The sequence below is a fragment of the Streptomyces sp. NPDC059897 genome (assembly GCF_042730865.1).
Classification (GTDB): Bacteria; Actinomycetota; Actinomycetes; order Streptomycetales; family Streptomycetaceae; genus Streptomyces.
This window is the reverse complement of sequence record NZ_JBHWKQ010000002.1, coordinates 106,107-131,278: the sequence shown is the minus strand read 5'-3', so window position 1 is coordinate 131,278 and position 25,172 is coordinate 106,107. Positions and strand designations below refer to the sequence as shown.

Genomic DNA, 25,172 nt, shown 5'->3' with positions numbered 1-25,172 from the left:
TCCCGTAAGGAAACGCCATGAACGCATCCACCCGCCGGCTGTCCGCCGCGCTCGCCGTCTCCACCGCCCTCATGGTGGCCGCCACCGCCTGCGGCGGCACCACCAAGTCCGACTCCAACAAGGAGGACGCCAAGTCGGCGGCCGCGGGCAAGGCCGACCCGAACGCCAAGACCAAGAAGGGCCTCACGGTCGCCTTCCTGCCCAAGCAGGTCAACAACCCGTACTTCACCACCTCCGACAACGGCGGCAAGAAGGCGGTGCAGCAGCTCGGCTCCACGTACAAGGAGGTCGGCACCAGCTCCGGCACCGACACCTCCGGACAGGTCTCCTACGTCAACACCCTCACCCAGCAGCAGGCCGACGCCATCGCGGTGTCCGCGCAGGACCCGGGCGCGCTGTGCACCGCGCTCAAGCAGGCGATGAAGAACGGCGTCAGCATCGTCACCTACGACTCCGACACCAAGGTCGACTGCCGCAACGCCTTCGTCTCGCAGGCCTCCGCCGAGGACCTCGGCCGCACCCAGGTGCAGCAGCTCGCCAAGCAGATCGGCAACAAGGGCGAGATCGCGATTCTGTCGGCGGCCCAGACGGCCACCAACCAGAACACGTGGATCAAGTACATGAAGGACGAGCTGAAGAAGCCCGCGTACAAGGACATCAAGCTCGTCACGACCGCCTACGGGGACGACGACGCGCAGAAGTCGTTCCAGCAGACCCAGGGCCTCCTCCAGGAGCACCCGAAGCTGAAGGGAATCATCTCCCCGACCACGGTCGGCATCAAGGCGGCGGCCCAGTACCTCTCCGGTTCCAAGTACAAGGGCAAGGTCAAGCTGACCGGCCTCGGCACGCCCAACGACATGCGCGCCTACGTCAAGAACGGCACCGTCGAGGCGTTCGAGCTGTGGGACCCGGCGAAGCTCGGCGCGCTCGCGGCGCACACCGCGGTGGCCCTGGAGTCCGGGCAGATCACCGGCAAGGCGGGCGAGAAGTTCAAGGCCGGAGACATGGGCGAGTACACGATCGAGCAGGACGGCGTCGTCACGCTCGGCAAGCCGACCGTCTTCGACAAGAAGAACATCGACGACTACAAGTTCTGAGCGGGAAACGAGAAGCGGAGCACGAGAAATGAGTGACATGCAACGCGTCTGCTTCCTCCTCAAGGTCAAGCCCGACCGCATCGACGAGTACCGCGAACGCCACGCGCACGTATGGCAGGAAATGCAGGACGCCCTGACGGCCACCGGCTGGCACAACTACACACTCTTCCTCCGCGAGGACGGACTGCTCGTCGGCTACCTGGAGACCGAGGACTTCGACAAGGCGCGCGCGGCCATGGACGCCACCGACGTCAACGCACGCTGGCAGGCCGAGATGGGCGAGTTCTTCGAGGCGTTGGACGGGCAGGCGCCCGACGCCGCGATGCGCCCGCTCACCGAGGTCTTCCACCTTGCCTGAGCGGTCCGCGGTGGGCATCAAGGACGTGGCCCGGGCGGCAGGTGTCTCGGTCGGCACCGTCTCCAACGTCCTCAACCAGCCCGACCGGGTCTCCGAACCCACCCGCCGCCACGTCCGACAGGTCATCGCCCACCTCGGCTACGTCCGCAGCGAATACGCCCGCCAACTGCGGGCCGGACAGAGCCGGATCGTGTCGCTGCTCGTCCTCGACATGGGCAACCCGTTCTTCGTGGACCTCGCGCGCGGCGCCGAACGCGCGGCGCGCGAGGCCGGGCTCGGCGTGATGGTGTGCAACAGTGCGCAGAGCGCGGCAGTGGAGGCCGATTACCTGTCCCTCTTCGCGGAACAACGGGTACGCGGCGCTCTCATCACGCCCGCCGACCCCAGCGGAGCCACCCTCCGCGCCTTCCGCCGGCACGGCATCCCGTACGTCGTCGTGGACCGGGTCGCGGGCGACGAACCGGGCTGCTCGGTGGCGGTCGACGACGTGGCGGGCGGCACGCTCGCCCTCCGCCACCTCCTCGACACGGGCCACCGCTCCATCGCCTACGTCAGCGGCCCGCCCCACCTCAAACAGATCCAGGACCGCCGCGAGGGCGCCCACAAAGCCTTGGCGGAAATGCGCCTCCCCTCCTGGCACCTCTACGAACTCCCCACCGACCGTCTGGACGTGGCGGCAGGCCGCGACGCGGGCGCCCGCCTCCTGGGCCTGGCCCACCGCCCCACGGCCGTCTTCTGCGCGAACGACCTCCTGGCCTTCGGCGTCCTGCAATCCCTCTACACGGCAGGCGTCCGAGTCCCCGACGACATCTCCCTGATCGGCTATGACGACATCGAATTCGCCTCGGCCGCGACAGTCCCCCTCACCTCAATCCGCCAACCGGCCACCAGCCTCGGCACCATCGCCGCCCACCTCCTCCTCCAGGAAACGGGCACCCACGCGGCGGACCACCACCACGAACACATCGTGCTGCGGCCGGAGTTGGTTGTGCGGGGGTCGAGCAGGGGCTCGCGCTGAGCACCAGGCTGGTATCTACTCGACCGCCCGCTGCACGCCAGTACAAGCAACAAGAGTTTCCGCATCCGCACTGAGGAAGAGCATGAAGGCCCAGGTCCTGTCGACGGCGATGATCCGTCCGAGACGCACGGATCCGTGATGCTCGCGGAGGAGATGGACCGCCCGCTCAAGGCCCAAGGTGCGAGTTCCTCTCCGCTCTGTATGCCGGAGCCGACGGGCGTAGATGTGGGCGTACGCCTCAGATGAAGAAGCTCCACCCCACACCACGTAGGCGGCGCCACCGCGAAGAGCCGCCAGCGCCGCCGCGGCCGTGGCGGGCTCCGCCTCGTGAGCGGCCAACAGCCGCACCAGGACGTCGCGCTCCACGGTCCTCCTCCCAGTGCCTCATGGAGCCGCATCGGCCGATGCGCTCAAGTAATTGTGAGGAGTCGCGGGCCCCCAGCGGCTCACCATGATTCGCGGCCCAAGTGCACGAGACCTGAGATGGTGCCGAGTCGTGCGTGCAGGGTGGGTTCTGGTGTCGGGGTGTTGGTGAGCAGAAGGACCCGGGCCGACGGGTGTTCCGGGGTGTAGAGGTCGTCCTGGTCGTCATCGCCGGGGATGGCGTTCGGCTGGATCTCAATGCGTCCGTACGTTCCCTGGGCGAGGTGGTAGACACCCCGGTAGTAACTTTCACGCTCGGTGAAGACCACATCGAGGTGGCCCGTGACGAGGTGGACCAGTTCACTCGCAGTGTGTGTGCTGCTGCCGTAGGTGTCGTAGTCGGTCATGGTGGTCTGACCTTACGCCGTGGCCGAATGTAGCCCGCCGGCAGAATTCCTTGGCGGGCTACGTCCGGCTCCCTTCCTACTTGCTCGCGTCAGCGCACCGTGCTCGTCACCCGATACCTACCCGGTGACAGCCGATACGTGGCCACCTTGTCCTTGAAGTCCTCGAAGCGGACCCCGGCCGTCTTCGCCAGTGGGGTGCGGCCCTCGCGGACGGTGTCGGCTGAGACGGCCGGGAGGGCCAGCGTCGCCCCGGTGTTGGGTGGGACCACCGCCTCGTACGTGAGGGTGCCGTCGCCGGACAGGGACCAGGTGCTCGTGATCTCGCCGTAGGGGGAGAGGTGGTGGGACTCGACCTCGGTGATCCTGCCCGTCGGGTCGAGGTGGGGCTGGAGGCGGAAGCGGCGGAAGCCGGGGTGGTCGGGGTCGGTGGCGATGCCGGCCATGTACGCGTACATCCACTCCATGATCGCGCCGTACGAGTAGTGGTTGAAGGAGTTCATCTCGACCGGGCCGAAGCCGTCCTCCTTGGAGTAGGAGTTCCAGCGTTCCCAGATCGTCGTCGCGCCGTTCTTCACCGAGTAGAGCCAGGACGGCATGGCGTCCTGGTGGAGGAGTTCGTACGCGAGGTCGGGGCGGCCCTCGTCGGTGAGGACCGGGGCGAGGACGTTCGCGCCGAGGAAGCCGACGGAGAGGGTGTTCTCCGCGTAGCCGACGCGGGCGCTGTCGGGGTGGGCCGCCTTGTACGCCGCGTCGTTGCCGATGTTGTCCGCCAACAGGCCGACCAGGGCGCGGCGTTGGGCCTGCGTGTCGTAGAAGCCGAGCTTGAGGACCCAGAGGAGGGCCGACTGGCTGTCGTCCTCGGGGTCGCCGCCCATGAGCGGCTTGCCTCCGAGGCTGGAGCGGACCGTGATCTTGTCGCCGTCGACCGCGATGTACTTGGCCATGAAGGCACGGCGGATGTGAGTGAAGAGGGCTTCGTACGACTTCGACTCCGACGTCCTGCCCGTTGCGCGTGCCATCTGTGCCATCAGACGCACGCTGTACGCGTAGTAGACGTCGCTCATCAGCTGGGTGCCGGTGTTCTGGAAGGCGAGCCAGTCGGCGAAGATCGCGCCCTGGCCGGCGTAGGTGTCGCCGCCCTTTTTCCTGATCCAGTCGATGTACGTGACCATGGCGTCCCAGCTGCGGTCGATGACCGTCCGGTCGCCGCTCATCTGCCACACCGTCCACGGCACGACGACCCCGCAGTCCGCCCAACCACTGCACGGCTGCGCCGCGTTGTACCGGTTGCCGGGTGCCACCGCCGTGAACTGCGCGCCGTCGACGCCGTACGTCTTCTGCGACTCGATCAGGATGTCCTCGAAGTGGCTGAGGAAGGCCACCGAGTCCGTGTTGTAGAGGCCGGTGCGGGAGAACACCTGGGTGTCGCCGGTCCAGCCGAGCCGCTCGTCGCGCTGCGGGCAGTCGGTGGGCACCCACAGGTAGTTGCCGCGCTGGCCCCAATGGACGTTGCTGATCAGCTGGTTGACGTCGTCGTCGTTGGTCCGGATGCTGCCGGTCTCGCGGATCGCGGAGGTGGCGACCCTGCCGGTCAGGCCGGTGACGGTGACCTCCGTGTCCTTCGTGGTCACCTCCACCGACACATAGCGGAATCCGTAGAAGGTGAGTGACTCCTCGTGCGTCTCGCCCTCGCCGCCCGCGCCCTTGAGGATGTACGTGCTCGTGGCCTTGGCCGAGCGCAGATTGGCCCGGTAGAGGGAGCCGACGGGGCCGTCCGCGCCCTTGCTGTCGTCGTTGAGCATCTCGCCGAACCTGACGACGACTTCGGCTCCGGCCGGGCCGCGCAGCGTGTAGCGGGGGACACCGACCATGTTCTGGCCGAGGTCGAAGACGGCGGTGTCACCGGGGCGCAGGGTGACGGGGCCCGGCTCGCCGCTGGTGGAGCGGGCGGGGTCGGGGACGATGCGGCCCTTGCCGTTGGCGCTCGACTCCTCGCCCGTGACCTCGGAGTAGACCGTCAACGACTCGGGTGTGCGGTCCCACTTCTCCATCAGGCGGGCCGTCTCGCCGGGGTACGCGGTCAGTTTGGCGTCCGGGTACTTCGCGGCGTAGCCGACCTCCTCGACGTCCGACCACGCCGACGTGTCGAAGCCGCCGCCGCCCGCCGTCCAGCCGGGGAGTTCCTTGCGGGCGTCGTAGGTCTGGCCGTCGTAGATGTCGTCGGCGCGGTAGGGGCCGGTGTCCGTGGCCTTCCAGTCGGCGCCGGGTTTCGTGACGAGGCTCTGCGTGCTGCCGTCGGCGTACCGGACGAGCAGCTTGGCCTTGAGGGCCAGGGGGTTGCCGTCCTTGGAGTAGTACTTGCTGCCCTCCGAGACGCGTGAGTTGTACCAGCCGTTGCCGAGCACGGCGGCGAGCGTCACGTCGCGGCCGCCGCCCCGTATGACCAGGTCCGTGACGTCGTACGTCATGTAGTTGACGCTCGTGTCGTAGTTGGTCCAGCCCGGGGTGAGCAGTTCGGCCGTGCGGCCCTCGCCCTCGGGGACCGTGACGCGCTCGCCGTTGACGTACGCCTCGTAGACGCCGAGCGTCGTCACGTACAGGCGTGCCTCGCTGACCCGGGCGCCCTTGCGCAGCGTGGCCCGGCCGCGCAGCATCGGCGCGCCCGCAGAGTTGGGCTTCTTGCCCTTCATGCCGATCCACTGGGCGCCGTCCCACCGGGTGACGCCGTCGCTGCTGAGCAGGGCCGTCTCGAAGCGGGCGGCGGGGGAGGTGCCGACCTGGCGGCCGTCCGTGTCCCAGACCGTCACGGACCAGAAGTAGCCGGTGGACGGCCGGAGTTCGGGACCGTCGTAGCGCACGGCCACCGAGTCGGACGACGTCACGCGGCCGCTGTCCCACACGTCCGCGCGGGCGAGCCGCGCCGCGCTGGACGCCACCCGGATCCGGTACGCGCCCTGCGCCAGGCCGCGCTTCGGGGAGCCGAGCTGCCAGCCGAAGCGGGGGCGGGCGGCGTCGGTGCCGAGGGGGTCGACACGGTGCTCGGTGGTGAGGCCGGTGACCGCGCCGCCCGGGGGAGTGGGGAGAGCGGCGGCTCCGATCGGGGCCGCGGTGGCGGACGGGGCCGCTGCCGCGAGGACGGGCACCGCGCCCGCGCTCGCGGCGAGGACGGTTCTGCGACGTATGTCGCTGCGCATCTCGGGGTGTCCCTTCGTCGGTGAAGGTGTTCCGGTTCAAACGATTCAGGTCCGCGCCGCGAGAGGCAAGAGGCGTGCATGAGGTATGCGTGAGGTGTATCCGGCTTATTGGTACGGCGGATCGCGTGGACGGAGGCACGGCGGGTGACGTCCCAGTGGCCCAGGCGACCGGCCTGAACGAAACGATTCACCCAGTCGTCTGGCGTATCGAACACCGACCGGCCCCCGCCACGTACACTCCGACTGCCGCACCAGCTCACCAGGAGGACCACACCCGATGGGACAGTCCGTGGGGATCAAGGACGTCGCCCGTGAAGCGGGGGTGTCCGTGGGCACGGTCTCGAATGTGATCAACCGGCCCGAGGCCGTGGCCGACGCCACGCGTGCCCGCGTCCAGGCCGCCATCGAGCGGCTCGGCTACGTCCGCAGCGAGTCCGCCCGCCAACTGCGTGCCGGACGCAGCCGCATCATGGGCCTGCTCGTCCTCGACATGGGCAACCCCTTCTTCGTGGATGTCGCACGCGGCGCCGAGCGTGCGGCCCGCGACGCCGGGCTCGGGGTGATGGTGTGCAACAGCGCGCAGAGCCCGGCCGAGGAGGCCGACTATCTGTCGCTCTTCGCCGAGCAGCGGGTGCGCGGAGTGCTGCTGACGCCCGCCGAGGCGACCGGCCCCACCGTGGAGGCCTTCCGCAGGCACGACATCCCGTTCGTGCTGGTCGACCGGGTCGCCGAGGGCGCCACCGAGTGCTCGGTCTCGGTCGACGACGTCAACGGCGGCGCGCTCGCCGTGCGCCACCTCGTCGACGCGGGCCACCGCTCCATCGCGTACGTCAGCGGACCGCCCACCCTCAATCAGGTCGCGGACCGCCGTCAGGGCGCCCAGCGCGCGCTGAAGGAGGCCGGCCTCCCGTCCTCCGTGCTGCGCGAACTCCCGACCGAACGCCTCGACGTGGCCGCGGGCCGCGACGCGGGCGCCCGCCTCCTCGGCCTCACCGAGCGCCCCACGGCCGTCTTCTGCGCCAACGACCTCCTCGCCCTCGGCGTCCTCCAGTCCCTGTACGCGGCCGGGGTCCGGGTCCCCGAGGACATCGCGATCGTCGGCTACGACGACATCGAGTTCGCGTCGGCGGCAGCGGTCCCGCTCACGTCGGTGCGCCAGCCCGCGGTCCACATGGGCGCGCTTGCCGCGGACCTGCTCCTGGAGGAGATCGAGGCGGCGGACGACCCGGAGAGCGCGCACGAGCACCGGCGGGTGGTGCTGCAACCGGAGTTGGTGGTGCGCGGATCGAGCCTCGGCGCGCGCTGAGCGTCAGCGGACCGTTCGGCCCTACCGGGCGCGGTCGCCCGCGGCTAGCGTGCTGCGGAACCGCCGCCAAACCGTGCGTGGGGAGGCCGCCATGCCGACCGGGGACCGTACGAAAGCGCCGTGGCTGCCGCCGCGCTGGTTCATCCGCCTGGCCTGGAAGGTGCACCGGGGCGCGTACCGGGCCTTCGGCGGCCGGATCGGACTCTGGAAGCCGCGCCCCGGCAAGTGGGGCACCCTGCGCCTGACCACCACGGGCCGCCGCACCGGCCGCCCGCGCGGCGTGATCGTCGCCTACGTGGAGGACGGCCCGCACCTGGTCACACTGGCGATGAACGGGTGGGGCGAGGGCGAGCCCGCCTGGTGGCTCAACCTCCAGGAACACCCCGAGGCGAGCGTCCACCTGGTGACTGGGCGGCGGACGGTACGCGCGCGTGCCGCGACGGGCGAGGAGCGGGCGCGGCTGTGGGACCGCTGGCGCGCGATCGAGACGAACCTGGACGCGTACGCGGCGAAGCGGCCGGTCGAGACGGCGGTGGTGGTCCTTGAACCGGTGTCTTGAACCGCTGTCTTGAACCGCTGTCAGGAGACCGGCCCACGGACGTCCCGCAGCCGCGCGGCGAACTCCCGCGCCGCGGCGAGATCCGCGTCGTTCGGCCGGTGTTTGTTGATGCCTCCGGCGACCTTGAAGGGCGCCCAGGTGTCGAACGCCCGGCACGTGAAGGACCCGTCGACGTGGAAGCCCTTGCTTTCGAGGAGCCGGACCAGAGGGCGGGCGAACCGTGTCAGGGGGGTCTCCGGCAGCCCGCTGGTGGCGAACACGAAGGCCCGGCCCTGCCCGGCGGGCAGGGCCCTGGCGAACTCGGTCAGGCGCGGATGCGGCTTCGCGTAGAAGACACCGGAGCCGAATCCGACGAGGTCGGCCTCCGCGAGCTCCGCGGGGTCGGCCTCGTCGGGGCCGAGGACCTTCGCGTCCAGTACCTCGGCCATGGCGTCGGCGACACGGCGCGTATTGCCGTGCGACACGGAGTGGCACACGATGACGGCTTTCATCGGGACGATCCTTTCTGTGGCTCCTGAGCTTCCAAAAGGGAGAACCGGTCAGGAGCCCCGGATGTGACAACCGGATGTGGCAGAAGGTGTCGATCATGGGGGTGGGAGACTGGCCGGACGCACCGCCCGCACCACCGCCCACCGCACAGGAGCCGCATTGAGCGCCGCCAGCTACCGCCAGGCCGGGGTCGTCCTGACCGACCGCCGGTTCTCCGTCCCCCTGGACCACGACGTCCCCGACGGAGAGCGCATCGAGCTCTTCGCGCGCGAGGCCGTCGCCCCGGGGCGCGCGCACGAGAACCTGCCGTGGCTGCTCTACCTCCAGGGCGGCCCCGGCTTCGGCGCCAACCGCTTCTCCGGCACGGCGGCCTGGCTCGGCCGGGCCCTGAAGGACTACCGGGTCCTCCTCCTCGACCAGCGCGGCACCGGCGCCTCCGCCACCGTGAACCGCCAGACGCTCCCGCTGCGCGGCGACGCCGAACAGCAGGCCGCGTACGTGGGCCACTTCCGCGCCGACTCGATCGTGCGCGACTGCGAGTACATCCGCCGCGAGGTCACCGGCGGTGCGCCCTGGACGATCCTCGGGCAGAGCTTCGGCGGCTTCTGCGCCGTCCGCTATCTGTCGTCCGCGCCCGAGGGCCTGGAGACCGCGATCATCACGGGCGGCCTGCCCACGCTCGACGGCCACGCCGACGACGTCTACCGCGCCGCCTACCCGCGCGTCGAGCGCAAGGTCCGGGCCCACTACGCCCGTTACCCGATGGACGTCGAGCGGGCGAAGGAGATCGCCGCGTACGTCCAGGAGTACGAGCCGGTCCTGCCGAACGGCTACCGACTGACGGTCCCCGCCTTCCAGTCGCTCGGCATCTGGCTCGGCGCGGGCGACGGCAGCGACCGGCTGCACTACCTCCTGGAGGACGCGTTCGTGCGGACCCCCGGTGGGAGGGAGCTGTCCGACGCGTTCCAGGAACAGGTCGCGGGCGCCCTCTCGTACCGCCCCCATCCGTTGTACGCGCTCGTCCACGAGGCGATCTACGCGCAGGGCGGGCGGGCCACCGACTGGTCCGCGGAGCGTGTGCGCGGGGAATTCCCGCAGTTCGACGGGGAGAAGGCCCTCGCGGGCGGCGGGCCGCTGCTGTTCACCGGCGAGACCATCCACCCGTGGCAGTTCGACTGCGACCCGGCGCTGCGCCCGCTGCGCGAGGTCGCCGAGCGGGTCGCGGCCCGCACCGACTGGGCGCCGCTGTACGACCCGGCGCGGCTCGCCGCGAACGAGGTCCCGACGGTCGCCGCCGTCTACCACGACGACATGTACGTGGACACGGAGCACGCCCTGCGCACGGCCCGCACGATCCGCGGCCTGCGCCCCTGGGTGACGAACGAGTTCGAGCACGACGGCCTGCGGGCGGGCGGGCCGCGCGTCCTCGACCGGCTGCTGGCGATGGTGCGCGGAGAGGTGTGAGCCTCCGGGCGGGGCCATAGGGTGCCCGTATGACCCTGCCCGAATCGAACACCCAAGCCCCGTTGCAGCCCATGCCGGAGGACTGGCAGCGGGCCCTCGCCGTCGTCGCCCACCCGGACGACCTGGAGTACGGCTGCTCCGCCGCCATCGCGGCCTGGACGGACGCGGGCCGCCAGGTCACCTACGTCCTCGCCACCCGCGGCGAGGCCGGCATCGACACCCTCGAACCGGCCAAGTGCGGCCCGCTGCGCGAGCAGGAGCAGCGGGCCAGTGCGGCGGTCGTCGGCGTGGAGACGGTCGAGTTCCTCGACCACCGGGACGGCGTCATCGAGTACGGCACGGCGCTGCGCCGCGACATCGCCGCCGCGATCCGCCGGCACCGCCCGGAACTCGTCATCACCCTCAACCACCGGGATACCTGGGGCGGCGTCGCCTGGAACACCCCCGACCACGTCGCCGTCGGCCGGGCCACACTCGACGCGGCGGGCGACGCGGGCAACCGGTGGATCTTCCCCGAACTCACCGAACAGGGGCTCGAGCCGTGGAACGGGGTGCGGTGGGTCGCCATCGCCGGTTCCGCACAGCCCACGCACGCCGTCGACGCCACGGCCGGCCTGGAGCGCTCCATCACCTCGCTCCTCGAACACCGTACGTACATCGAGGTGTTGGCGACTGAGGACCCGGAAACGTACTGCCGCACCTTCCTCACGGGCAACGCGCAGGCGGCGGCGGAGCGCTTCGGCGGGAAGCCGGCGGTGCCGTTCGAGGTGTTCGCCCGGTAGGGCGCGCGTCCGGGCGCCCGTCCCTCAACGCCGCAGGCGGAGCGCGGAGACGAGGAAGAAGACGCCGCCGAGGAAGGCGTATCCGGCCAGGTTCGTCAGTGACGCGTTGTCCTTGGCGGCCTGGGCGATGAAGGAGGCCCCGGCGAGGGCGGAGATGCCGCCGCTGGCGATCATCGGCCACTGCCCGCCCATGCCGCGCCGCAGGACACCGACGGCCAGTTGGACGAGGCCCGCGGTGATGGCCCAGGCGCCCCACAGGCGCAGCACGGCCGGGATGCCGGAGGAGACGGCCGCGATCAGCCCCGCGGTGGTCAGGACGCTGAGCGCGATGTTCGCGCAGAGACCGAGCACGGGGCCGCGGTCGGCCCTGGCGGAGCGGACGTCGACGATCGCGCAGGCCACGTCGAACAGGGGATAAAGCACCAGCAGCGTCTTGCTGAGGGGCCCCAGGGTGTCCGCGCTCGTGAAGAGCAGGCCGGCCCATACGGCGGCGAAGGCGAAGCGGAGCAGGTACAGGCGGCGCAGCGACGCGACGGGGCTCGTTGTGGGGGCGGGCGCGGAGACGACGGTTTCCATGAGGATCCCTTTCGGAGGGCGGAGAACAAGCGGAGGAAAGCGCAGAAGGATGCGTGGCAGGGCCACGGCGTTCGACCGAGGGAGAACGTTCGGTCTCTTTCCACTCCCATCTAAGGCCGCCCGTGGCCCGCCGTCAAGACCGAACGTTCTCCCTCGCGCGCCTGGTACGGTGTCGTCATGAGCGCGAGCACGACAGGTGGCAGGACGTCCGAGGCGCGGACGCGGCTGCTCTCCACGGCGACCCGCATCTTCTACGCCGAGGGGATCCACTCGGTCGGCGTGGACCGGATCATCGAAGAAGCCCAGGTCACCCGGGCCACGCTGTACCGGCACTTCAAGGGCAAGGAAGAGCTCGTCCTCGCCTACCTGCAACAGGCCGACCAGGGCATCCGCGGCCAGGTCGAGGCCGTCCGCGCCCAGGAGCTGCCGGCTGCCGACACGGTCCGCGCCGTCGCCCGCACCATCACCGAGGGCATCCGGTCCACGGGCTTTCGCGGCTGCGCCTTCCTGAACGCCGCGGCCGAGTACCCCGACCCGTCCCACCCGGTCCACCAGGCCGTACTGGCGCACCGGCAGTGGTTCCTGGAAACCGCCGTCGAACTGCTCGACCGGGCCGGTTGCTCGCCCGCGGACGCGGCAGGCCGGCACTTCGTGATGCTCCGGGACGGCGCCATGGCCGCCGGCTGCCTCTCCGACGCCACGCTCATCTCCGAGACGTTCCTGTCCGGGGTGGAAGGCATCCTGCGCCCTGCGCCCTGAATGGTGGCGCGCCGCTGCGTGTCGGCCCGCGCATGCCACGATGGCGGCATGAGTCACGACGAAGGCGTGAGTGGTGTGGGTGACGAGCGACGCGCGCTGCTCGCCGACAAGACTCCCTTCCCCGAAGGCCTCGACGACCGGCTGCGGGACCAACTCACCTTCCTCGTCGAGGTGGATCAGCTCAAGACCGTCCTGCGGCAGTCGCCGCTGGCCGCGGCGGAGCGCCGCGAGAACGACGCGGAGCACTCGTGGCACCTGGCGCTGATGGTGGTCGTCCTCGCCGAGCACTCCGACCGCCCCATCAATGTCGGGCACACCGTCCAACTGGTGCTCCTGCACGACCTGGTGGAGATCTACGCAGGCGACACACCGCTGTACGAAAGTGCGGCGGGCCTCGACCAGGAGGAGCGGGAGAGTGCCGCGGCCGACGAGCTGTTCGGGCTGCTCCCCGCGGACCAGGGCCGTCGGATGAGGGTGCTGTGGGACGAGTTCGAGGAACGGCGCACCCCTGAAGCGGTGTTCGCCAAGGCGATGGACCGGTTGCAGCCCCTGCTTCTCAACTGGATGGCGCGCGGCGGCACCTGGCGTACGCCCGGCGTCACCGCCGACGACGTCCGCGCCCGCAAGGCGGTCATCGGGGACGCGTCCACGTCCCTGTGGCAGGCCGGGCAGCGGCTCATCGACGAGGGCGAGGCGCGCGGCTGGTCGCGGCGTGCCGGGCCGCAATGAGGACGGTCACTCCGCGCAGGGGTGTCGATCCAGGCAACGCCAAAGAGGCTATCGTGTCGGCATGTCAGCCGAGTTGATCCGTATCGTCTCCCGTTCGTCGCCGATGGCGCTGGCCCAGGTGGAGCGTGTCCGCGCCGAACTCGCCGCGCTGCACCCCGGCATCCGTACCGAGGTCGTGCCCGTCACGACCAGCGGTGACAAGTGGATGGGCGACCTGTCGAAGCTCGGCGGCAAGGGTGCGTTCACCAAGGAGGTCGACCGGGCGCTGCTCGACGGCCAGGCCGACCTCGCCGTGCACTGCCTCAAGGACATCCCGGCGGACCGGCCGCTGCCGGAGGGCTGCACGTTCGGCGCGTACCTCAAGCGGGACGACGTACGGGACGCGCTGATCGACCCGGCGGGCCGCACCCTCGACGAGCTGCCCGAGGGCACCCGCGTCGGCACGTCATCGGTCCGCCGTGTCGCCCAACTCGCCGCATCCCACCCGCACTTGGAGTGCGTCCCGATGCGCGGGAACGCCAACCGCCGCATGGAGAAGATGGCGGCGGGCGACGCGGACGTCCTGCTCCTCGCGCTGTCCGGCCTCGAGCGGATCAACCGCACCGACGTCATCACCGAGGTGCTCGCGCCGGAGCGGATCTGCCCGCCGATCGGCGCCGGGATCCTGGCGCTGCAGTGCCGCGAGGACGACGAGTCGACGCTGGAGGCCGTGACCGGGCTCGGCGACCGCGACACCTGGCGCGAGGCGACCGCCGAGCGGATGTTCCTGCACGTCCTTCAGGGCCACTGCAACTCACCGATCGCCGGCTACGCCCGCGCCGAACGCTCCGGCGACCTGTCGCTGCGGGGCTGCGTGTTCACCCCCGACGGCAAGCGTGTGCTGAACGCGCAGGAGTGGGCGGGACCGTTGGACCCGGCGACGCTGGGGATGTCGGTGGCGGTGGCGCTGCTGCGGCAGGGTGCGCGGGAATTGATCGACGGGATTCCGCACTGAGGTCGTGAGGTCGCGGAAGGCTTGCTGGCCTTGAGGCCCGATCAGCGGACGCTCCTGATCACGTAATCTGTGGCACGGATGTTCGGGTGTCCCGTGAGCGACCAGGAGGGTGACCGGTGATCAGTGCGACCGCAGTCGGGGGAGTGGCCCTGATCGAACTGGGCATGGCGCTCACACCGGGGCCGAACATGATCCACCTGGCGTCGCGCGCGATCACCCAGGGGCGCAGGGCGGGCCTGGTCAGTCTGAGCGGGACGGCCGTCGGCTTCGTGGCCTATCTGCTGGCCGCGGCCGCGGGACTGTCCGCGCTGTTCGCCGCCGTGCCGGTGGCGTACCTGATCGTCAAGCTGGCCGGCGCCGCCTACCTCGCCTACCTGGCGTGGAGCATGCTCAAGCCCGGCGGGCGCTCGCCGTTCGCCCCGGCGGGGGACCTGCCGGCGGTGTCCGACGCCCGGCTGTTCTCGATGGGGCTGCTGACCAATCTGCTCAACCCCAAGATCGCGCTCCTGTACGCCGCGCTGCTGCCCCAGTTCCTCGACCCGCACGCCGGGCCCGCCTGGGCGCAGCTGCTCCAGCTCGGCGGCGTACAGATCGTCGTGGGCCTCGCCGTGAACGCCGTGATCATGCTGGGTGCGGCGCGCGTCTCGGGATTCCTGGCGGCCCGCCCCCGCGCCATGACCGCCCAGCGGTTCACGGCGGGCGGCCTGCTCGGCGTCTTCGCGGTGCGCACGGCGCTGTCCCGTACGCCCGTCTCGGGCTGAGCGGCCTCGCCGGTGTCGCGCGCGGTCAGCGGGCGAGGCGGGGGAAGAGCGCCTCGGCGTTGTCGCGGTCGATGGCCTTCGCCTGGCCGGGCGTGAAGTTGGGGTACGACGTCAGATATCGGTTGTAGTAGGTGCCGGCTTCCTGCGGGGCGAAGGGCCAGTCGCTTCCGTAGAGGACGTGGCCGGGCTCGGCGAAGGCCAGCAGGGCGGGCAGGGCGCTGGGGCTCGCGGACAGCGCGGTGTCGAAGTAGAAACGCTTGAGGTCCCGCAGGACGTCCTCCTCCGTGCGGTCCGGGTCGATGGCCATTGAAGTCAGCCCGGTGAACCGGTAGGCGGCGTAGGGAAGGAAGCCGCCGCCGTGGGAGAGGATCACGCGCACGTTCGGGTACCGGCTCATGACGCCGTTGAGCACCAGGTTCAGGGCGGTGCGGGTGGTGTCGAAGACGTAGTCGGCGAGCGGGGCGGGGGTGCCCGGGAGCAGCGGCATCGGCGGCTGGGCGGGGTGGACGAAGACGTTGGCCGCGCGGCGGTCGAGCTCCGCCCACAGCGGCTCGAAGTCCGGGTCGCCGAGGTAGCGGCCGTGGGCGTTGGACATCAGCACTACGCCGTCGGCGTGCAAGGTGTCGAGCGCGTAGACGGCCTCCGCCACGGCGGCGTCGACGTCGGGCAGCGGAACGCTCGCGAAGTGGCCGAAGCGGTCGGGGCGGTCCTTGACGACTTCGGCGCCGTACTCGTTGACGGCGCGGGCGAGGTCGCGGGCGGCGGCGTCGCTGTCCAGGTGCACGCCGGGCGCGGTGACGGACAGGACGCCGCTGGCGATTCCCTGCTGATCCATCATCGCGATCGCGCTTTCCGCGGTCCAGGACGGGATGGCCCAGCCGCCCGAGTCCAGGCCGCGTGAGTCGAGGGCCCGCGCCCAGACGGGCGGGACGATGTGCTGGTGGACGTCGATGCGGGCGGGAAGTTCCATGATGTTTAGCTTCCTATTAGTTAGCGTGCTAATGAAGTCATTTAGTAAGCTAACAGTCATGGGAGATGTGAGCAAACGCGCAGGTGAAGAGCGGCGGGACGGCGGCGGCGACGAGGCGGGCGTGGAGGAGCTGGCACGAGCCGCCGACCAGCTCTTCTACGCCATGCGTCGGTCTCGGGCCGCCTCCGTCGGCCAGTCCGCGGCCGGGCTGTCCATGGCGCAGGTGGCGATGCTGGAACCACTGGTGGGGGACGTCCGGGGGGAGGGGGCGTCGGTCGGAGCGCTCGCCGCGGGTGCGGAAGTCAGTGTCCCCACGGCCACTCGTATGCTCAAACAACTCGAGGTCGACGGAGTGGTCACGCGGCGGCGCTCCGAACACGACGAGCGACAGGTCCTGATCCGCCTCACCGAGGACGGCGCCGACCGGCTCGCCGCCATGCGGGCCGAACTGAGGGCGCGCCAGTTCCAGGCCCTGGCGCACTTCACGCCCGCGGAGCGCCATGCGCTCGCCGCCCAGCTCCAGCGGCTCGCCGGCGTCATCGGCGACACCGCGTCGCGCTCTGCGGTCGGGGGCAAGGCCGCACAGGGCTGACGTGTGGGAGGTGCCGGGCTCGCCGTCGCCAACGTGCCCGAACAGCACACCTAGGGCGCTCGCGTACGCGCCCGGGTCACTCGCTGCGCCGCAATGGCGGGAAGTTGAACGGCGGCCGCGCAGGTGATGAGCAGCAGGGCCGCGAGCACCGTCAGCGTCACGCCCATCGACGCCACGAAGTCCGCGCCGGACGCGAGCAGTGTCGTCGCGGTCGCCACGCCGAGCGTCGGGCCCACGTTCATCGCCGTCTGCTGGAGGCCTCCCGCCACGCCGGCCGCGCCGAGGTCGGCCCGGCGGACGAGCGACTCCGTCGCGGCGACCATCACCGTGCCGAAACCCGTGCCCATCGCGAACGCGCAGGCCGTGATGGCCAGTTGGGGCGCCGACGTGTCGAGGCGGCCGAAGCCGAACACCCCCGCCGCCAGGAGCAGCATCCCGCCCGCCGTCGTCGCCCGGCTCCCGCAGCGGCGCAACAGTACCGGGGTGAGCGGCGCCGCCAGCACCATGCACAGGGCGGCGGGCAGCATCCGCAGCGCCGTGCCGAACGGGTCGAGGCCGAGCACGTCCTGAAGGAAGTACGTGGCCGTGAACAGCGTGCCGAACAGGGCCGCCGACGCCGTCAGCAGGATGGCCAGCGCGGGCGCGACGGCCGGGGACACGAGCAGGGCGGGGGACAACAGCGGGTCGGCCGTGCGGCGCTCGTGCGCGACGAAGCCCGTCGCCGCCACGCCCGCACCCGCCGCGAACAGCGTCGTGCCCGCCGTCCACCCGTTCCCCGGCAGCCCGGCCAGCGCCGCCACCAGGCAGCCGAGCGCCACGGCGAGCAGCAGCGCGCCGCCCGGATCGAGTCCGACGGCGCGGGGTTCGGGCGTCGCCGCCCGGTCACCGGCGGGTACGTCATCGGGCCGCTCGCGGACGTCGTCCCGCACCGCCAGCACGAAGACGGCGATCACGACGGCGGGCAGTACCCCGAGGAAGAACACCGAACGCCAACCCAGTTGGGCCGTGAGCGCCCCGCCGACCAGTGGGCCCGCGGCCGCCGCGACCCCGATCGCACTGGTGCGCAGCGCGATCGGCATGCCGAGGGAATCGGCCGCGTAGGCCGCCCGCAGCATGCCGAGCGTCGCTGGTTGCAGCAGCGCGCCGCACACCCCCTGGAGCACGCGCAGCCCGATCACCCAGCGGATGTCCGGCACGAAGCCGATCCCGGCGGAGGCCGCCGCGAACCCGAGCGTCCCGTACCCGAAGAGCCGCGCGTGCCCGTAGCGGTCGCCGAGCCGCCCGGCGAACACCAGCAGGCTCGCCACCGCGATCAGATAGCCGGTGCTGGTCCACTGGACCTGTGCGAGGGAGGCGCCGAGGTCGTCCTGGAGGGCAGGCTGGGCGACGGTCAGGACCGTGCCGTCGAGCGCGACGAGGACCGCGCCGACGACGCTGCCCGTGAGTGTGACGCGCCGACGTGTCGAGCCGTTCACCGGGGTGCCGGGCCCAGGTGGGCGTCGACCACCGTGGCCAGCAACGGCTCGATGTCCTCGACGGCGACGGCCAGTTGGAGACTGCCCCAGCCCCACAGCTGGGCGACCCCGTGCAGGTTCGCCCACAGTGCGCCGGCCGCGAGGGCGGGTTCCGTGTCCGGCCGGGCGGCGGCGATCAGCTCCGTGAGCATCTTGAAGAGCGGGAGACTGGTCTCACGAAGCCCCAACTCGCCGCTCTCCAACAAGTCGTGGCGGAACATCAGCTCGTACATGCCGCGATGTCGCGCCGCGAAGTCGAGATAGGTGTGGGCGAGGGTGGCCACCTGCGTGCGCGGGGCCTGGCCGTCGCCGTCGGCGAGCGCTTGCGTGACGCGCTTGCCGAGCTCCTCGAAGCCGCGCCGGGCGATGGCCGACAGCAGTTCGAGGTGGGTCGGGAAGTAGCGCCGGGGCGCGCCGTGCGAGACACCCGCCCTCCGGGCGATCTCGCGCAGCGACAACGTCGCCGCGCCTTCCGTGTCCACGAGCGCCACGCCGGTGTCGATGAGGCGCTCGCGGAGGCTGTCGCCGGTGGAGCGGTTCGTCTGCATAGACACTGTCTACCGGACGTAGTTAGACAGTGTCTACTCGCTCGAGTGTGTGCGTGTGTGTCTGCGTCGCCCTCAGCTCACGATGAGCGAGACGGCGGTCCTCATCCGGGTCACGTAGAACTCCCGAGTCCGGGCCTGCTGCTTCAGCCCGATCGACGTGCTGATCAAGGTCTGGGCGACGGGGACGGCCGACTTCTGTGTCGAGTCGCGCGAGAGCGCCTTCGTGATCAGCTCCTCGAAGCGCCGTGGCGCGGAGTCGGTGATCTCGCCGAGGAGGTGCGGGTTGTCCTCGATGACCGCAGTGATGTCGCCCGCCAGCGGGCCGACGTACCGCCCGGCCCATCGGTCGAACGCGTCCACGAGACGGTCGGGGAGGGGGCGGCCGGTGTCGGCCAGGAGGTGTTCGATCGCGCCGAGGTCCCGTTCCACGGTCTGGGTGGCTGCCGTGCGGAACAGGGTCTCTTTCGAGGAGAAGAGGAAGTAGAGGCCGGGCCGGGAGATGTGTGCGGCCCGCGCCACCTCCTCCATCGAGGTCTTCCGGTATCCGAATCGCGCGAACGTGGCCATCGCGGAGTCCAGGACCTGGGACCGGCGGTCGGCGTCAGGGGTGGCGGCGTCGGGGCTGCTCATGTAGCGAGCGTAGGACCTAGTGAACGGACTATACAAATATTGTCGAGTGCGTATAGTCGCCGCATGGCTGACCGTGCCCTCATCACCACACCCTTCACCGCCTCCAGCACCGCCGATGAGGTGCTGCGCGGGGTCCACCTCGTGGGCGTCCGCGCCATCGTGACCGGAGCCTCCTCCGGGCTCGGCGCCGAGACGGCGCGTGCGCTGGCCGCCGTGGGGGCGGACGTGACGCTCGCCGTCCGTGACGTGGTCGCGGGCGAGGCCGCCGCCGACCGGATCATGAAGGCGACCGGTGGCACCCGGCCTCGCGTGGGCCGCCTCGACCTTGCGGACGCGGAGTCCGTCGCCCGCTTCGTCGATGACTGGCGTGGGCCGCTCCATCTGCTGATCAACAACGCGGGCGTGGTCACCGGCGGCCTCGAACGCACCCGTGAAGGCTGGGAGTTGCAGTTCGCGACGAACCACCTCGGTCACTTCGCGCTGGCCGCCGGCCTTCGCGGCGCCCTGGCGCGCGGAGCGGCCGAGCGGGACGGTGCCCGGATCGTCTCGGTCAGTTCCACGGCGCACGTGCGTGCCGGTGTCGACTTCGACGACCTGCAATTTGAGCGTCGTGCCTACGATCCGCAGCTCGCCTACGCCCAGTCCAAGACGGCGAACTCGCTCTTCGCCGTCGAGGCGAGCCGCCGCTGGGCCTCCGACGGCATCGTGGCCAACGCGGTGAACCCGGGCGGCGTCGCCACCGGCCTGCAACGGAACTTCACGCCGGAGCAGAAGGAGTCGCTCGACGCCGCCGAGGCCGCCGGTGTCTTCACGTACAAGACGGTCGGGCAGGGCGCCGCCGCCAGTGTCATCGCGGCCGTCGCCCCGGAGTTCGCCCGCACCGGCGGCCATTACCTCGACGACGGGCGGGAGGCGTACACCGTGCCGGACGACGCCGCACTGGCGGACCACCCGCACGGTGTGAAGGAGTGGGCGCTCGATCCCGTCGCGGCCGAGCGTCTGTGGGATGTCTCGGCCGGCCTCGTCCATTAGGGAGTGGCGGCCCACCGGGTCTTCAGCATGCGGCCTCGCGGAGCTACGCTGCGCGCCGCCCGTTGTGCCGACCCCATCCCGGTAGGTGACCGCATGATCGACACGACCGACACCCGTATCCCCGAAGGGGACGAGCGGCGGATGCGCCTCGACGTCGGAAAGGACGGCGTCGGCGTGCTCACCCTGTGCCGTCCGGCCAAGCTCAACGCCTGGAGCTGGGAGTCGAGTCGGCAGCTCGGTGTCATGGCCGACCGTATCCGGTTCGATGACCGGATACGGGTGGTGCTGTTGCGCGCCGAGGGGCGGGCCTTCTGTGCGGGGATCGATGTGACGGCGCCCGGCGGGGGCATCGAGGGGGAGAGTGCTTCCGCGCGGCACCGGGCGTATTACGAGGGCATCCGGTGGGTGCACGAGCGGTTCGCCGCGTTCGCGGGGCTCCCGCAGCCGGTGGTCGCCGCCGTGCAGGGGTACTGCCTGGGCTTCGGCTTCGAGCTGGCGCTCATGGCGGATGTGCGGATCGCGGCCGACGACGCCGTGTTCGCGCTGCCGGAGGCGCAGTTGGGGGTCGCTGTCGACGCGGGCGGGGATCTGCGGATCGCGCGCGAGGCGGGGGCCGGGTGGGCGAAGTTCCTCGCGCTGACCGGGCGGCGGATCGACGCGGACACCGCGCACCGGCTCAATCTCCTCCAACAGGTCGTCCCAGAAAGTGAGTTGGAGCGCGCCGCGCGTGACGTGGCCGCCGAGATCGCCGCCAATGCACCGCTCGCCGTGCAGTCCGTCAAGCGCGACATCGACGCGTACGCCGACGCGGGACTCGACGCGGCGCTCGACCGGGTCGCCATGAGCGCGGCGCTGACCCTCACGTCCGAGGACGCGACCGAAGGGTTCACGGCGAAGGTGCTGCGCAGGCCGCCGGAATACCGGGGCGCGTGAGATGTTCGCAAAGGTGTCGGCGGAGCGCGTCGACGCCGAAGCGTCCGCCCCCGCCCGAAAGGTGACCATGACCTCCTCCGCACCCTTCGACCCCCGTGCCCTCCTCGCCGAGAGCAGGCTCGGCGTCCTCGCCACGCTCAAGGCCGACGGCAGGCCGCAGCTCTCGCCGGTGCAGCCGTTCTACGACCCCGCGACCGAGACCCTGTACGTGTCGATGACCGAGGGCCGCGCCAAGACCGCGAACCTGCGCCGCGACCCCCGCGCCGCGCTGGAGGTGACGGCCCCCGACGGCCGGGCCTGGGCCACCGCCGAGGGCGCCGTGACACTCGTCGGACCGGGCACCGACCCCAAGGGGCCCGAGGTCGAGGCGCTGGTCGAGTACTACCGCCAGGCGGCCGGTGAACACCCGGACTGGGACGAGTACCGGTCCGTGATGGTGTCGGACCGCCGGGTGCTGATGGCGATGGCCGTGGACCACGTGTACGGGCAGCGGCTCGGCTGATGTCCCGCCTCGCGGTCACGGGGTGAACGGGCCGCGCCCCAGCTGCTCCCGCACCGGCGTCGCCGGCGCGTTGACCAGAGCGCGCCGCTGCCAGTTCGCGCCGTCCACCACCAGTGTGTGGCCGCTGACGAACCGGGCGTAGGGCGAGGCGAGGAACGTCGCCGCCCACCCCAACTCCCGTGGCGCGCCCACCCGGAGCGCGGGCTGGCGGGCGGCCGGGTCCTCGGCGCGGTCGAGGTTCTCGCGGATGTCGGGCGTCATGTCCTCGTGCGGCATGAGGCCCGGCACCAGGCCGTTGACCTGGATCCCGTACGGGCCCCACTCCACAGCCAGTGTCTCCACCAGGTTCTTGACCCCCGCCTTCGCCGCCGAACTGTGCGCGTAGCCGGGGCCGCCCGTCCACGCGTACGACGCGCCGACGGCGATCACCGAGCCGGGTGTGCCCGCTGCCAGGTGGCGGCGCCCGAACTCGCGGGTCATGAAGTACGTGCCGTTGAGCGTGATGTCGACGACCGTGCGCCAGCCATTCGGCGACAACTCCTCTGCCGGTACGGGGAAGTTGGCTGCCGCGTTGTTCACCAGGACGTCCGGCGTCCGGCCGTGCGCCGCGAACGCCGCGTCGAAGACCTCCGTGATCCGGGCCGCGTCGCGGATGTCGCAGGTCGCCGCAGTGATCAGCCCGGCGCCCTCGACCGCCTGCAACTCCTCGCGCGCGGGCGCCAGATGCTCCGCCTTCCGGCTGACGATCATCACGTCGGCCCCGAGTCGCGCGAACTCCGCGGCAACGGCCCGCCCGAGTCCCGTCCCACCCCCGGTCACCAGCACGAGCCGGCCGTCGTAGGTGTCCGGTGGCAGCGCGGACGCGCCGAGCGGGGGAGGGGCGGGGAGGCCGCGCGGGGCGGGCGAGGAGTGCGTCATGGCGCACATGGATACCTCCTGAACGCTCAACCTTCCATGCCCAGGACGAGGCCGTAACTTGCCGCGTCTATCGATTTTCGATAGATTCCCATCGTCATTCGATGCGAGAGTGGGGTGGAGTCATGGGGAGTTGGGCCGTGAGGGCGCTGCGCGCCGTGCTGGCGGTGGTGTTCGTCGGCACGGTGTTCGTGCAGGTGTCGATGGTGTGGATGCTGATCAGCGGGAGTGACCCGGAGGACGGGTCCCGCCCCCTGACGGCCTTCCGCGTGATCACCGTCCTGGGCATGCTGGCGGCGCAGTTCGCGCTGGTCTGCGTGGGCCGACTCGTGGGGATGGTCCGCCGCGGCACCGTCTTCTCGCACGCGGCCTTCCGCTACGTGAACGGGGTGATCGGCGCGATCGTCGCGGTCGCCCTCCTGTGGTTCACGGTCACGGCTGTCAACGCGCCCGGCCAGCGCGAGGACCCGGGCGTCACGCTCATCATGGGCGGCATCGGCCTGGCGATCCTCGGTGTCGCGCTCGTCGTGCTCGTGATGCGCATGCTGCTCGCGCAGGCGACGGAGCTGAAGGCCGAGCTGGACGAGGTGATCTGATGCCGATCGTCGTCGACGTCGACGTGATGCTGGCCAAGCGGAAGATGTCGGTGGGCGAGCTGGCCGAGCGCGTGGGCATCACCCCCGCCAACCTCGCCGTCCTGAAGAACGGCCGCGCCAAGGCGGTCCGCTTCACGACACTCGCCGCGCTGTGCGAGGTCCTGGAGTGCCAGCCGGGGGATCTGCTGCGGTGGGAGGGCGAGGGCGGGGCGGTCGGATGACGTGCCGGGCGGGTCTCGTGCGGCTCTCGCTGTGGTTCACGCGTCCACGGCCTCCCGCCGCGCCCGCGCCACCGCCTGCTCGCCCTCGGGGGAGAACACGCCGGACCGGCGGCGCTCCACCTCGCGGTCGAGGTCCGCGCCGAGCAGTTGGGCGTGGAGGGCGACGCCCGCCCGGTAGCCCGCGCTCGCCGCGTTGACGACCTGTTCCGCGGGGCCGGTCGCGTTGCCCACCGCCCAGACGCCCGGGACGCTCGTCAGGCCGGTCGGGTCCACCTCGACGAAGGGGCCCATCGGGGTCTCCTTCGTACGGGCGCCGAGGGCGCTCAGCAGGGAGTCGCGCGGCACCATCACCGTCGGGACGACGACCACGGAGCGCGGGAACACCCGGCCGCCTTCGAGGCGCACCCCGCTCAGCCGGTCGTCCGTGACCTCGACGGCCTCGACCTTGCCGCTCACCACGCTCACCCCGGCCGCCGCAAGCGTCTGCCAGTGCTCGTCGGGGAGGTCGTCCTCGTCGGCGCCGTTCAGGAACAGCGTCACGTCGGAGGACAGGCTGCTGAAGAGCAGAGCCTGGTGGATGCCCGTCGCCTTGCGGTACAGGACGCCGATGGGCTCGTCGCGGACCTCGTAGCCGTGGCAGAAGGGGCAGTGGATCACGTCGTTGCCCCAGCGTTCGGCGAGGCCGGGGATGTCGGGGAGTTCGTCCACCAGGCCGGTGGCGATGATCAGGCGGCGGGCGTGCACCCGGCCGCCGTCCGCCAGCGTGACCTCGAACTCGCCGGAGCCGTCCGGCTCCGCCGCCGTCACCCGGTCCCGCACCAGCTCGACGCCGTACGCGGTGACCTCGCGCCGCACCTCCGCCAGGAACGCGGCCGGCGGCATGCCGTCCCGCGACGGGAAGCCGTGCATGTACGCGGCCGGCGCGTTGCGGGGTTCGCCCGCGTCGACCACCAGGACCGAGCGGAGCGAGCGTCCCAGGATCAGCGCGGCCGACAGGCCCGCCGTCCCGCCGCCGACGACCACGACGTCGTACGCGTTCTTCTTGGCCTGGACGTCGACCTGCACCGGAGTCTGCATGGTGTCCACCTCGCACTCGAAATTGCCTTGCTCCCGAAGGTGCACCCAGACTCGCCGTATTGACAAACAAGCTTGCCGAAACTGCAATGGATGCATGAATCGGCAAGGCCACAAGCACCACGAGGAAGAGCAGTCCGAGGCGAGCATGGACGCCGTCCTGGCCGGCGTTGGGCCCCGGCTGCGCGCGCTGCGCAAGGACCGCGGTGCCACGCTGTCCGGGCTCTCCGAGACCACCGGCATCTCCGTGAGCACGCTCTCCCGCCTGGAATCGGGCCTGCGCAAACCAAGCCTGGAGCTGCTGCTGCCCATCGCCCGCGCCCACAAGGTGCCGCTGGACGAGCTGGTCGGCGCCCCACCGGTGGAGGACCCGCGGGTACAGGCGAAGCCGATCATGCGGGGCGGGCGGACCATGATCCCGCTGACCCGCAAGACGGGCGGGCTCCAGGCGTACAAGGTGATCGAGCCGAAGCGCCGCCTCGAACCCGAGCAGAAGACGCACGAGGGCTACGAGTGGCTGTACATGCTCTCCGGAAAGCTGCGGCTCCTGCTCGGCGAGCACGATGTGGTGCTTGAGCCGGGGGAGGCCGTCGAGTTCGACACGCGCGTGCCGCACTGGTTCGGGTCCACGGGCGAGGGCCCCGCCGAGTTCCTGGTGCTGTTCGGGCCGCAGGGCGAGCGGATGCACGTACGGGCGCGGCCCGCGCGCAAGAAGTCCGGCTGAGCGCCGCGCCGCCCGACCGGCATCCGTACCCCTCCAGGGCATTCACAGATCGGCAAGCGACCGCT

The 25,172-nt window shown here is 71.1% G+C and carries 28 protein-coding genes; 18 read left to right on the top strand and 10 right to left on the bottom strand.

Annotated elements, in window-relative coordinates; translation table 11 throughout:
• Nucleotides 1–17: 17 nt before the first annotated feature.
• The 3 genes from rhaS to ACFV9W_RS03270 are packed head-to-tail and all read left to right on the top strand — an operon-like array spanning nt 18 to nt 2,473.
• Nucleotides 18–1,097 carry a rhamnose ABC transporter substrate-binding protein gene (gene rhaS / locus ACFV9W_RS03280; RefSeq protein ID WP_385755119.1) on the top strand — a complete coding sequence of 360 codons (1,080 nt, stop codon included), beginning with the start codon at nt 18–20 and terminating at the stop codon, nt 1,095–1,097.
• Between the two features lie 37 nt (nt 1,098–1,134).
• Entirely contained in the window at nt 1,135–1,455 is a 321-nt protein-coding gene (locus ACFV9W_RS03275) for an L-rhamnose mutarotase (RefSeq protein WP_385755510.1), read from the top strand.
• The gene (locus ACFV9W_RS03270; RefSeq protein WP_385755117.1) at nt 1,448–2,473 is read left to right on the top strand and encodes a LacI family DNA-binding transcriptional regulator; all 1,026 of its coding nucleotides are present in this window, start codon (nt 1,448–1,450) and stop codon (nt 2,471–2,473) included. Before ACFV9W_RS03275 ends, ACFV9W_RS03270 begins: the two co-directional genes overlap by 8 nt.
• A gap of 446 nt (nt 2,474–2,919) precedes the next feature.
• Here the strand turns inward: ACFV9W_RS03270 and ACFV9W_RS03265 are convergent, their stop codons facing one another.
• Both ACFV9W_RS03265 and ACFV9W_RS03260 read right to left on the bottom strand, forming a co-directional pair.
• Complete coding sequence (locus tag ACFV9W_RS03265; RefSeq protein ID WP_385755115.1) at nt 2,920–3,243, bottom strand: hypothetical protein; 324 nt, start codon at nt 3,241–3,243, stop codon at nt 2,920–2,922.
• 89 nt (nt 3,244–3,332) lie between these two features.
• On the bottom strand, nt 3,333–6,437 hold the full coding sequence (locus ACFV9W_RS03260) for a family 78 glycoside hydrolase catalytic domain (RefSeq protein ID WP_385755113.1): 3,105 nt from the start codon (nt 6,435–6,437) through the stop codon (nt 3,333–3,335).
• Between the two features lie 277 nt (nt 6,438–6,714).
• Between ACFV9W_RS03260 and ACFV9W_RS03255 the strand changes: the two genes are divergently transcribed.
• Together ACFV9W_RS03255 and ACFV9W_RS03250 are read left to right on the top strand one after the other, a co-directional pair.
• A complete protein-coding gene (locus ACFV9W_RS03255) occupies nt 6,715–7,743 on the top strand; it encodes a LacI family DNA-binding transcriptional regulator (RefSeq protein ID WP_385755111.1) in 1,029 nt (342 codons plus the stop codon).
• A gap of 91 nt (nt 7,744–7,834) precedes the next feature.
• Nucleotides 7,835–8,302, top strand: a complete 468-nt coding sequence (locus tag ACFV9W_RS03250) for a nitroreductase/quinone reductase family protein (protein ID WP_385755109.1) — start codon at nt 7,835–7,837, stop codon at nt 8,300–8,302.
• A 20-nt stretch (nt 8,303–8,322) separates the two neighbouring features.
• Here ACFV9W_RS03250 and ACFV9W_RS03245 read toward each other — a convergent pair whose 3' ends face one another.
• Nucleotides 8,323–8,793: a flavodoxin family protein gene (locus tag ACFV9W_RS03245; RefSeq protein WP_385755107.1), complete on the bottom strand. Its 471-nt coding sequence runs from the start codon at nt 8,791–8,793 to the stop codon at nt 8,323–8,325.
• A gap of 157 nt (nt 8,794–8,950) precedes the next feature.
• Here ACFV9W_RS03245 and ACFV9W_RS03240 point away from each other — a divergent pair, with 157 nt between their 5' ends.
• Together ACFV9W_RS03240 and ACFV9W_RS03235 are read left to right on the top strand one after the other, a co-directional pair.
• The gene (locus tag ACFV9W_RS03240; RefSeq protein ID WP_385755105.1) at nt 8,951–10,255 is read left to right on the top strand and encodes an alpha/beta fold hydrolase; all 1,305 of its coding nucleotides are present in this window, start codon (nt 8,951–8,953) and stop codon (nt 10,253–10,255) included.
• 29 nt (nt 10,256–10,284) lie between these two features.
• Nucleotides 10,285–11,037: a PIG-L deacetylase family protein gene (locus ACFV9W_RS03235; RefSeq protein WP_385755104.1), complete on the top strand. Its 753-nt coding sequence runs from the start codon at nt 10,285–10,287 to the stop codon at nt 11,035–11,037.
• 24 nt (nt 11,038–11,061) lie between these two features.
• On the opposite strand, the gene ACFV9W_RS03230 is transcribed toward ACFV9W_RS03235, so the two are convergent.
• Entirely contained in the window at nt 11,062–11,613 is a 552-nt protein-coding gene (locus ACFV9W_RS03230) for a hypothetical protein (protein ID WP_385755102.1), read from the bottom strand.
• A gap of 177 nt (nt 11,614–11,790) precedes the next feature.
• Between ACFV9W_RS03230 and ACFV9W_RS03225 the strand changes: the two genes are divergently transcribed.
• From ACFV9W_RS03225 to ACFV9W_RS03210, 4 genes are all read left to right on the top strand, one after another.
• Nucleotides 11,791–12,372, top strand: a complete 582-nt coding sequence (locus ACFV9W_RS03225; RefSeq protein WP_385755100.1) for a TetR/AcrR family transcriptional regulator — start codon at nt 11,791–11,793, stop codon at nt 12,370–12,372.
• Between the two features lie 48 nt (nt 12,373–12,420).
• Complete coding sequence (locus tag ACFV9W_RS03220; protein WP_385755098.1) at nt 12,421–13,101, top strand: HD family hydrolase; 681 nt, start codon at nt 12,421–12,423, stop codon at nt 13,099–13,101.
• A gap of 61 nt (nt 13,102–13,162) precedes the next feature.
• Nucleotides 13,163–14,095, top strand: a complete 933-nt coding sequence (hemC, locus tag ACFV9W_RS03215) for a hydroxymethylbilane synthase (protein ID WP_385755097.1) — start codon at nt 13,163–13,165, stop codon at nt 14,093–14,095.
• A gap of 116 nt (nt 14,096–14,211) precedes the next feature.
• Nucleotides 14,212–14,856, top strand: coding sequence for a LysE family translocator (locus ACFV9W_RS03210; protein ID WP_385755095.1), 645 nt, complete (start codon nt 14,212–14,214; stop codon nt 14,854–14,856).
• A gap of 25 nt (nt 14,857–14,881) precedes the next feature.
• Here ACFV9W_RS03210 and ACFV9W_RS03205 read toward each other — a convergent pair whose 3' ends face one another.
• Complete coding sequence (locus tag ACFV9W_RS03205) at nt 14,882–15,826, bottom strand: amidohydrolase family protein (RefSeq protein ID WP_385755093.1); 945 nt, start codon at nt 15,824–15,826, stop codon at nt 14,882–14,884.
• A gap of 58 nt (nt 15,827–15,884) precedes the next feature.
• Here ACFV9W_RS03205 and ACFV9W_RS03200 point away from each other — a divergent pair, with 58 nt between their 5' ends.
• On the top strand, nt 15,885–16,418 hold the full coding sequence (locus ACFV9W_RS03200; RefSeq protein ID WP_385755091.1) for a MarR family winged helix-turn-helix transcriptional regulator: 534 nt from the start codon (nt 15,885–15,887) through the stop codon (nt 16,416–16,418).
• Between the two features lie 50 nt (nt 16,419–16,468).
• Here ACFV9W_RS03200 and ACFV9W_RS03195 read toward each other — a convergent pair whose 3' ends face one another.
• The 3 genes from ACFV9W_RS03195 to ACFV9W_RS03185 all read right to left on the bottom strand — a co-directional run bounded on the left by ACFV9W_RS03195 (nt 16,469) and on the right by ACFV9W_RS03185 (nt 19,110).
• Nucleotides 16,469–17,893 carry an MFS transporter gene (locus tag ACFV9W_RS03195; RefSeq protein ID WP_385755088.1) on the bottom strand — a complete coding sequence of 475 codons (1,425 nt, stop codon included), beginning with the start codon at nt 17,891–17,893 and terminating at the stop codon, nt 16,469–16,471.
• Nucleotides 17,890–18,480 carry a TetR/AcrR family transcriptional regulator gene (locus ACFV9W_RS03190; RefSeq protein WP_385755087.1) on the bottom strand — a complete coding sequence of 197 codons (591 nt, stop codon included), beginning with the start codon at nt 18,478–18,480 and terminating at the stop codon, nt 17,890–17,892. Before ACFV9W_RS03190 ends, ACFV9W_RS03195 begins: the two co-directional genes overlap by 4 nt.
• 72 nt (nt 18,481–18,552) lie before the next feature.
• Entirely contained in the window at nt 18,553–19,110 is a 558-nt protein-coding gene (locus ACFV9W_RS03185) for a TetR/AcrR family transcriptional regulator (protein ID WP_385755085.1), read from the bottom strand.
• 63 nt (nt 19,111–19,173) lie between these two features.
• On the opposite strand from ACFV9W_RS03185, the gene ACFV9W_RS03180 reads away from it, so the two are divergent.
• The 3 genes from ACFV9W_RS03180 to ACFV9W_RS03170 all read left to right on the top strand — a co-directional run bounded on the left by ACFV9W_RS03180 (nt 19,174) and on the right by ACFV9W_RS03170 (nt 21,577).
• Entirely contained in the window at nt 19,174–20,142 is a 969-nt protein-coding gene (locus ACFV9W_RS03180; protein ID WP_385755084.1) for an SDR family NAD(P)-dependent oxidoreductase, read from the top strand.
• A 93-nt stretch (nt 20,143–20,235) separates the two neighbouring features.
• On the top strand, nt 20,236–21,075 hold the full coding sequence (locus ACFV9W_RS03175; protein WP_385755082.1) for an enoyl-CoA hydratase/isomerase family protein: 840 nt from the start codon (nt 20,236–20,238) through the stop codon (nt 21,073–21,075).
• A gap of 67 nt (nt 21,076–21,142) precedes the next feature.
• Nucleotides 21,143–21,577, top strand: a complete 435-nt coding sequence (locus ACFV9W_RS03170) for a PPOX class F420-dependent oxidoreductase (RefSeq protein ID WP_385755080.1) — start codon at nt 21,143–21,145, stop codon at nt 21,575–21,577.
• Between the two features lie 15 nt (nt 21,578–21,592).
• Here the strand turns inward: ACFV9W_RS03170 and ACFV9W_RS03165 are convergent, their stop codons facing one another.
• The gene (locus tag ACFV9W_RS03165) at nt 21,593–22,504 is read right to left on the bottom strand and encodes an SDR family oxidoreductase (RefSeq protein ID WP_385755078.1); all 912 of its coding nucleotides are present in this window, start codon (nt 22,502–22,504) and stop codon (nt 21,593–21,595) included.
• 113 nt (nt 22,505–22,617) lie between these two features.
• On the opposite strand from ACFV9W_RS03165, the gene ACFV9W_RS03160 reads away from it, so the two are divergent.
• Nucleotides 22,618–23,088, top strand: coding sequence for a DUF2975 domain-containing protein (locus tag ACFV9W_RS03160; protein ID WP_385755509.1), 471 nt, complete (start codon nt 22,618–22,620; stop codon nt 23,086–23,088).
• Nucleotides 23,088–23,309 (top strand): helix-turn-helix domain-containing protein, encoded by a 222-nt coding sequence (locus ACFV9W_RS03155; RefSeq protein ID WP_385755076.1) that lies wholly within the window; start codon nt 23,088–23,090, stop codon nt 23,307–23,309. The genes ACFV9W_RS03160 and ACFV9W_RS03155 overlap by 1 nt, the downstream gene beginning before the upstream one ends.
• 36 nt (nt 23,310–23,345) lie before the next feature.
• Here ACFV9W_RS03155 and ACFV9W_RS03150 read toward each other — a convergent pair whose 3' ends face one another.
• Entirely contained in the window at nt 23,346–24,386 is a 1,041-nt protein-coding gene (locus tag ACFV9W_RS03150) for an NAD(P)/FAD-dependent oxidoreductase (RefSeq protein ID WP_385755074.1), read from the bottom strand.
• A 94-nt stretch (nt 24,387–24,480) separates the two neighbouring features.
• Here ACFV9W_RS03150 and ACFV9W_RS03145 point away from each other — a divergent pair, with 94 nt between their 5' ends.
• Nucleotides 24,481–25,107, top strand: coding sequence for a helix-turn-helix domain-containing protein (locus ACFV9W_RS03145; RefSeq protein WP_385755072.1), 627 nt, complete (start codon nt 24,481–24,483; stop codon nt 25,105–25,107).
• Nucleotides 25,108–25,172 lie beyond the last annotated feature (65 nt).

Bases quoted from the DNA above. Each gene is read 5' to 3' on its own strand.
- rhaS (WP_385755119.1), top strand. From the start codon at position 18: ATGAACGCATCCACCCGCCGGCTGTCCGCCGCGCTCGCCGTCTCCACC.
- ACFV9W_RS03275 (WP_385755510.1), top strand. From the start codon at position 1,135: ATGCAACGCGTCTGCTTCCTCCTCAAGGTCAAGCCCGACCGCATCGAC.
- ACFV9W_RS03265 (WP_385755115.1), bottom strand. From the start codon at position 3,243: ATGACCGACTACGACACCTACGGCAGCAGCACACACACTGCGAGTGAA.
- ACFV9W_RS03260 (WP_385755113.1), bottom strand. From the start codon at position 6,437: ATGCGCAGCGACATACGTCGCAGAACCGTCCTCGCCGCGAGCGCGGGC.
- ACFV9W_RS03255 (WP_385755111.1), top strand. From the start codon at position 6,715: ATGGGACAGTCCGTGGGGATCAAGGACGTCGCCCGTGAAGCGGGGGTG.
- ACFV9W_RS03250 (WP_385755109.1), top strand. From the start codon at position 7,835: ATGCCGACCGGGGACCGTACGAAAGCGCCGTGGCTGCCGCCGCGCTGG.
- ACFV9W_RS03245 (WP_385755107.1), bottom strand. From the start codon at position 8,793: ATGAAAGCCGTCATCGTGTGCCACTCCGTGTCGCACGGCAATACGCGC.
- ACFV9W_RS03235 (WP_385755104.1), top strand. From the start codon at position 10,285: ATGACCCTGCCCGAATCGAACACCCAAGCCCCGTTGCAGCCCATGCCG.
- ACFV9W_RS03230 (WP_385755102.1), bottom strand. From the start codon at position 11,613: ATGGAAACCGTCGTCTCCGCGCCCGCCCCCACAACGAGCCCCGTCGCG.
- ACFV9W_RS03225 (WP_385755100.1), top strand. From the start codon at position 11,791: ATGAGCGCGAGCACGACAGGTGGCAGGACGTCCGAGGCGCGGACGCGG.
- ACFV9W_RS03220 (WP_385755098.1), top strand. From the start codon at position 12,421: ATGAGTCACGACGAAGGCGTGAGTGGTGTGGGTGACGAGCGACGCGCG.
- hemC (WP_385755097.1), top strand. From the start codon at position 13,163: ATGTCAGCCGAGTTGATCCGTATCGTCTCCCGTTCGTCGCCGATGGCG.
- ACFV9W_RS03205 (WP_385755093.1), bottom strand. From the start codon at position 15,826: ATGGAACTTCCCGCCCGCATCGACGTCCACCAGCACATCGTCCCGCCC.
- ACFV9W_RS03200 (WP_385755091.1), top strand. From the start codon at position 15,885: ATGGGAGATGTGAGCAAACGCGCAGGTGAAGAGCGGCGGGACGGCGGC.
- ACFV9W_RS03190 (WP_385755087.1), bottom strand. From the start codon at position 18,480: ATGCAGACGAACCGCTCCACCGGCGACAGCCTCCGCGAGCGCCTCATC.
- ACFV9W_RS03185 (WP_385755085.1), bottom strand. From the start codon at position 19,110: ATGAGCAGCCCCGACGCCGCCACCCCTGACGCCGACCGCCGGTCCCAG.
- ACFV9W_RS03180 (WP_385755084.1), top strand. From the start codon at position 19,174: ATGGCTGACCGTGCCCTCATCACCACACCCTTCACCGCCTCCAGCACC.
- ACFV9W_RS03175 (WP_385755082.1), top strand. From the start codon at position 20,236: ATGATCGACACGACCGACACCCGTATCCCCGAAGGGGACGAGCGGCGG.
- ACFV9W_RS03170 (WP_385755080.1), top strand. From the start codon at position 21,143: ATGACCTCCTCCGCACCCTTCGACCCCCGTGCCCTCCTCGCCGAGAGC.
- ACFV9W_RS03165 (WP_385755078.1), bottom strand. From the start codon at position 22,504: ATGTGCGCCATGACGCACTCCTCGCCCGCCCCGCGCGGCCTCCCCGCC.
- ACFV9W_RS03160 (WP_385755509.1), top strand. From the start codon at position 22,618: ATGGGGAGTTGGGCCGTGAGGGCGCTGCGCGCCGTGCTGGCGGTGGTG.
- ACFV9W_RS03155 (WP_385755076.1), top strand. From the start codon at position 23,088: ATGCCGATCGTCGTCGACGTCGACGTGATGCTGGCCAAGCGGAAGATG.
- ACFV9W_RS03150 (WP_385755074.1), bottom strand. From the start codon at position 24,386: ATGCAGACTCCGGTGCAGGTCGACGTCCAGGCCAAGAAGAACGCGTAC.
- ACFV9W_RS03145 (WP_385755072.1), top strand. From the start codon at position 24,481: ATGAATCGGCAAGGCCACAAGCACCACGAGGAAGAGCAGTCCGAGGCG.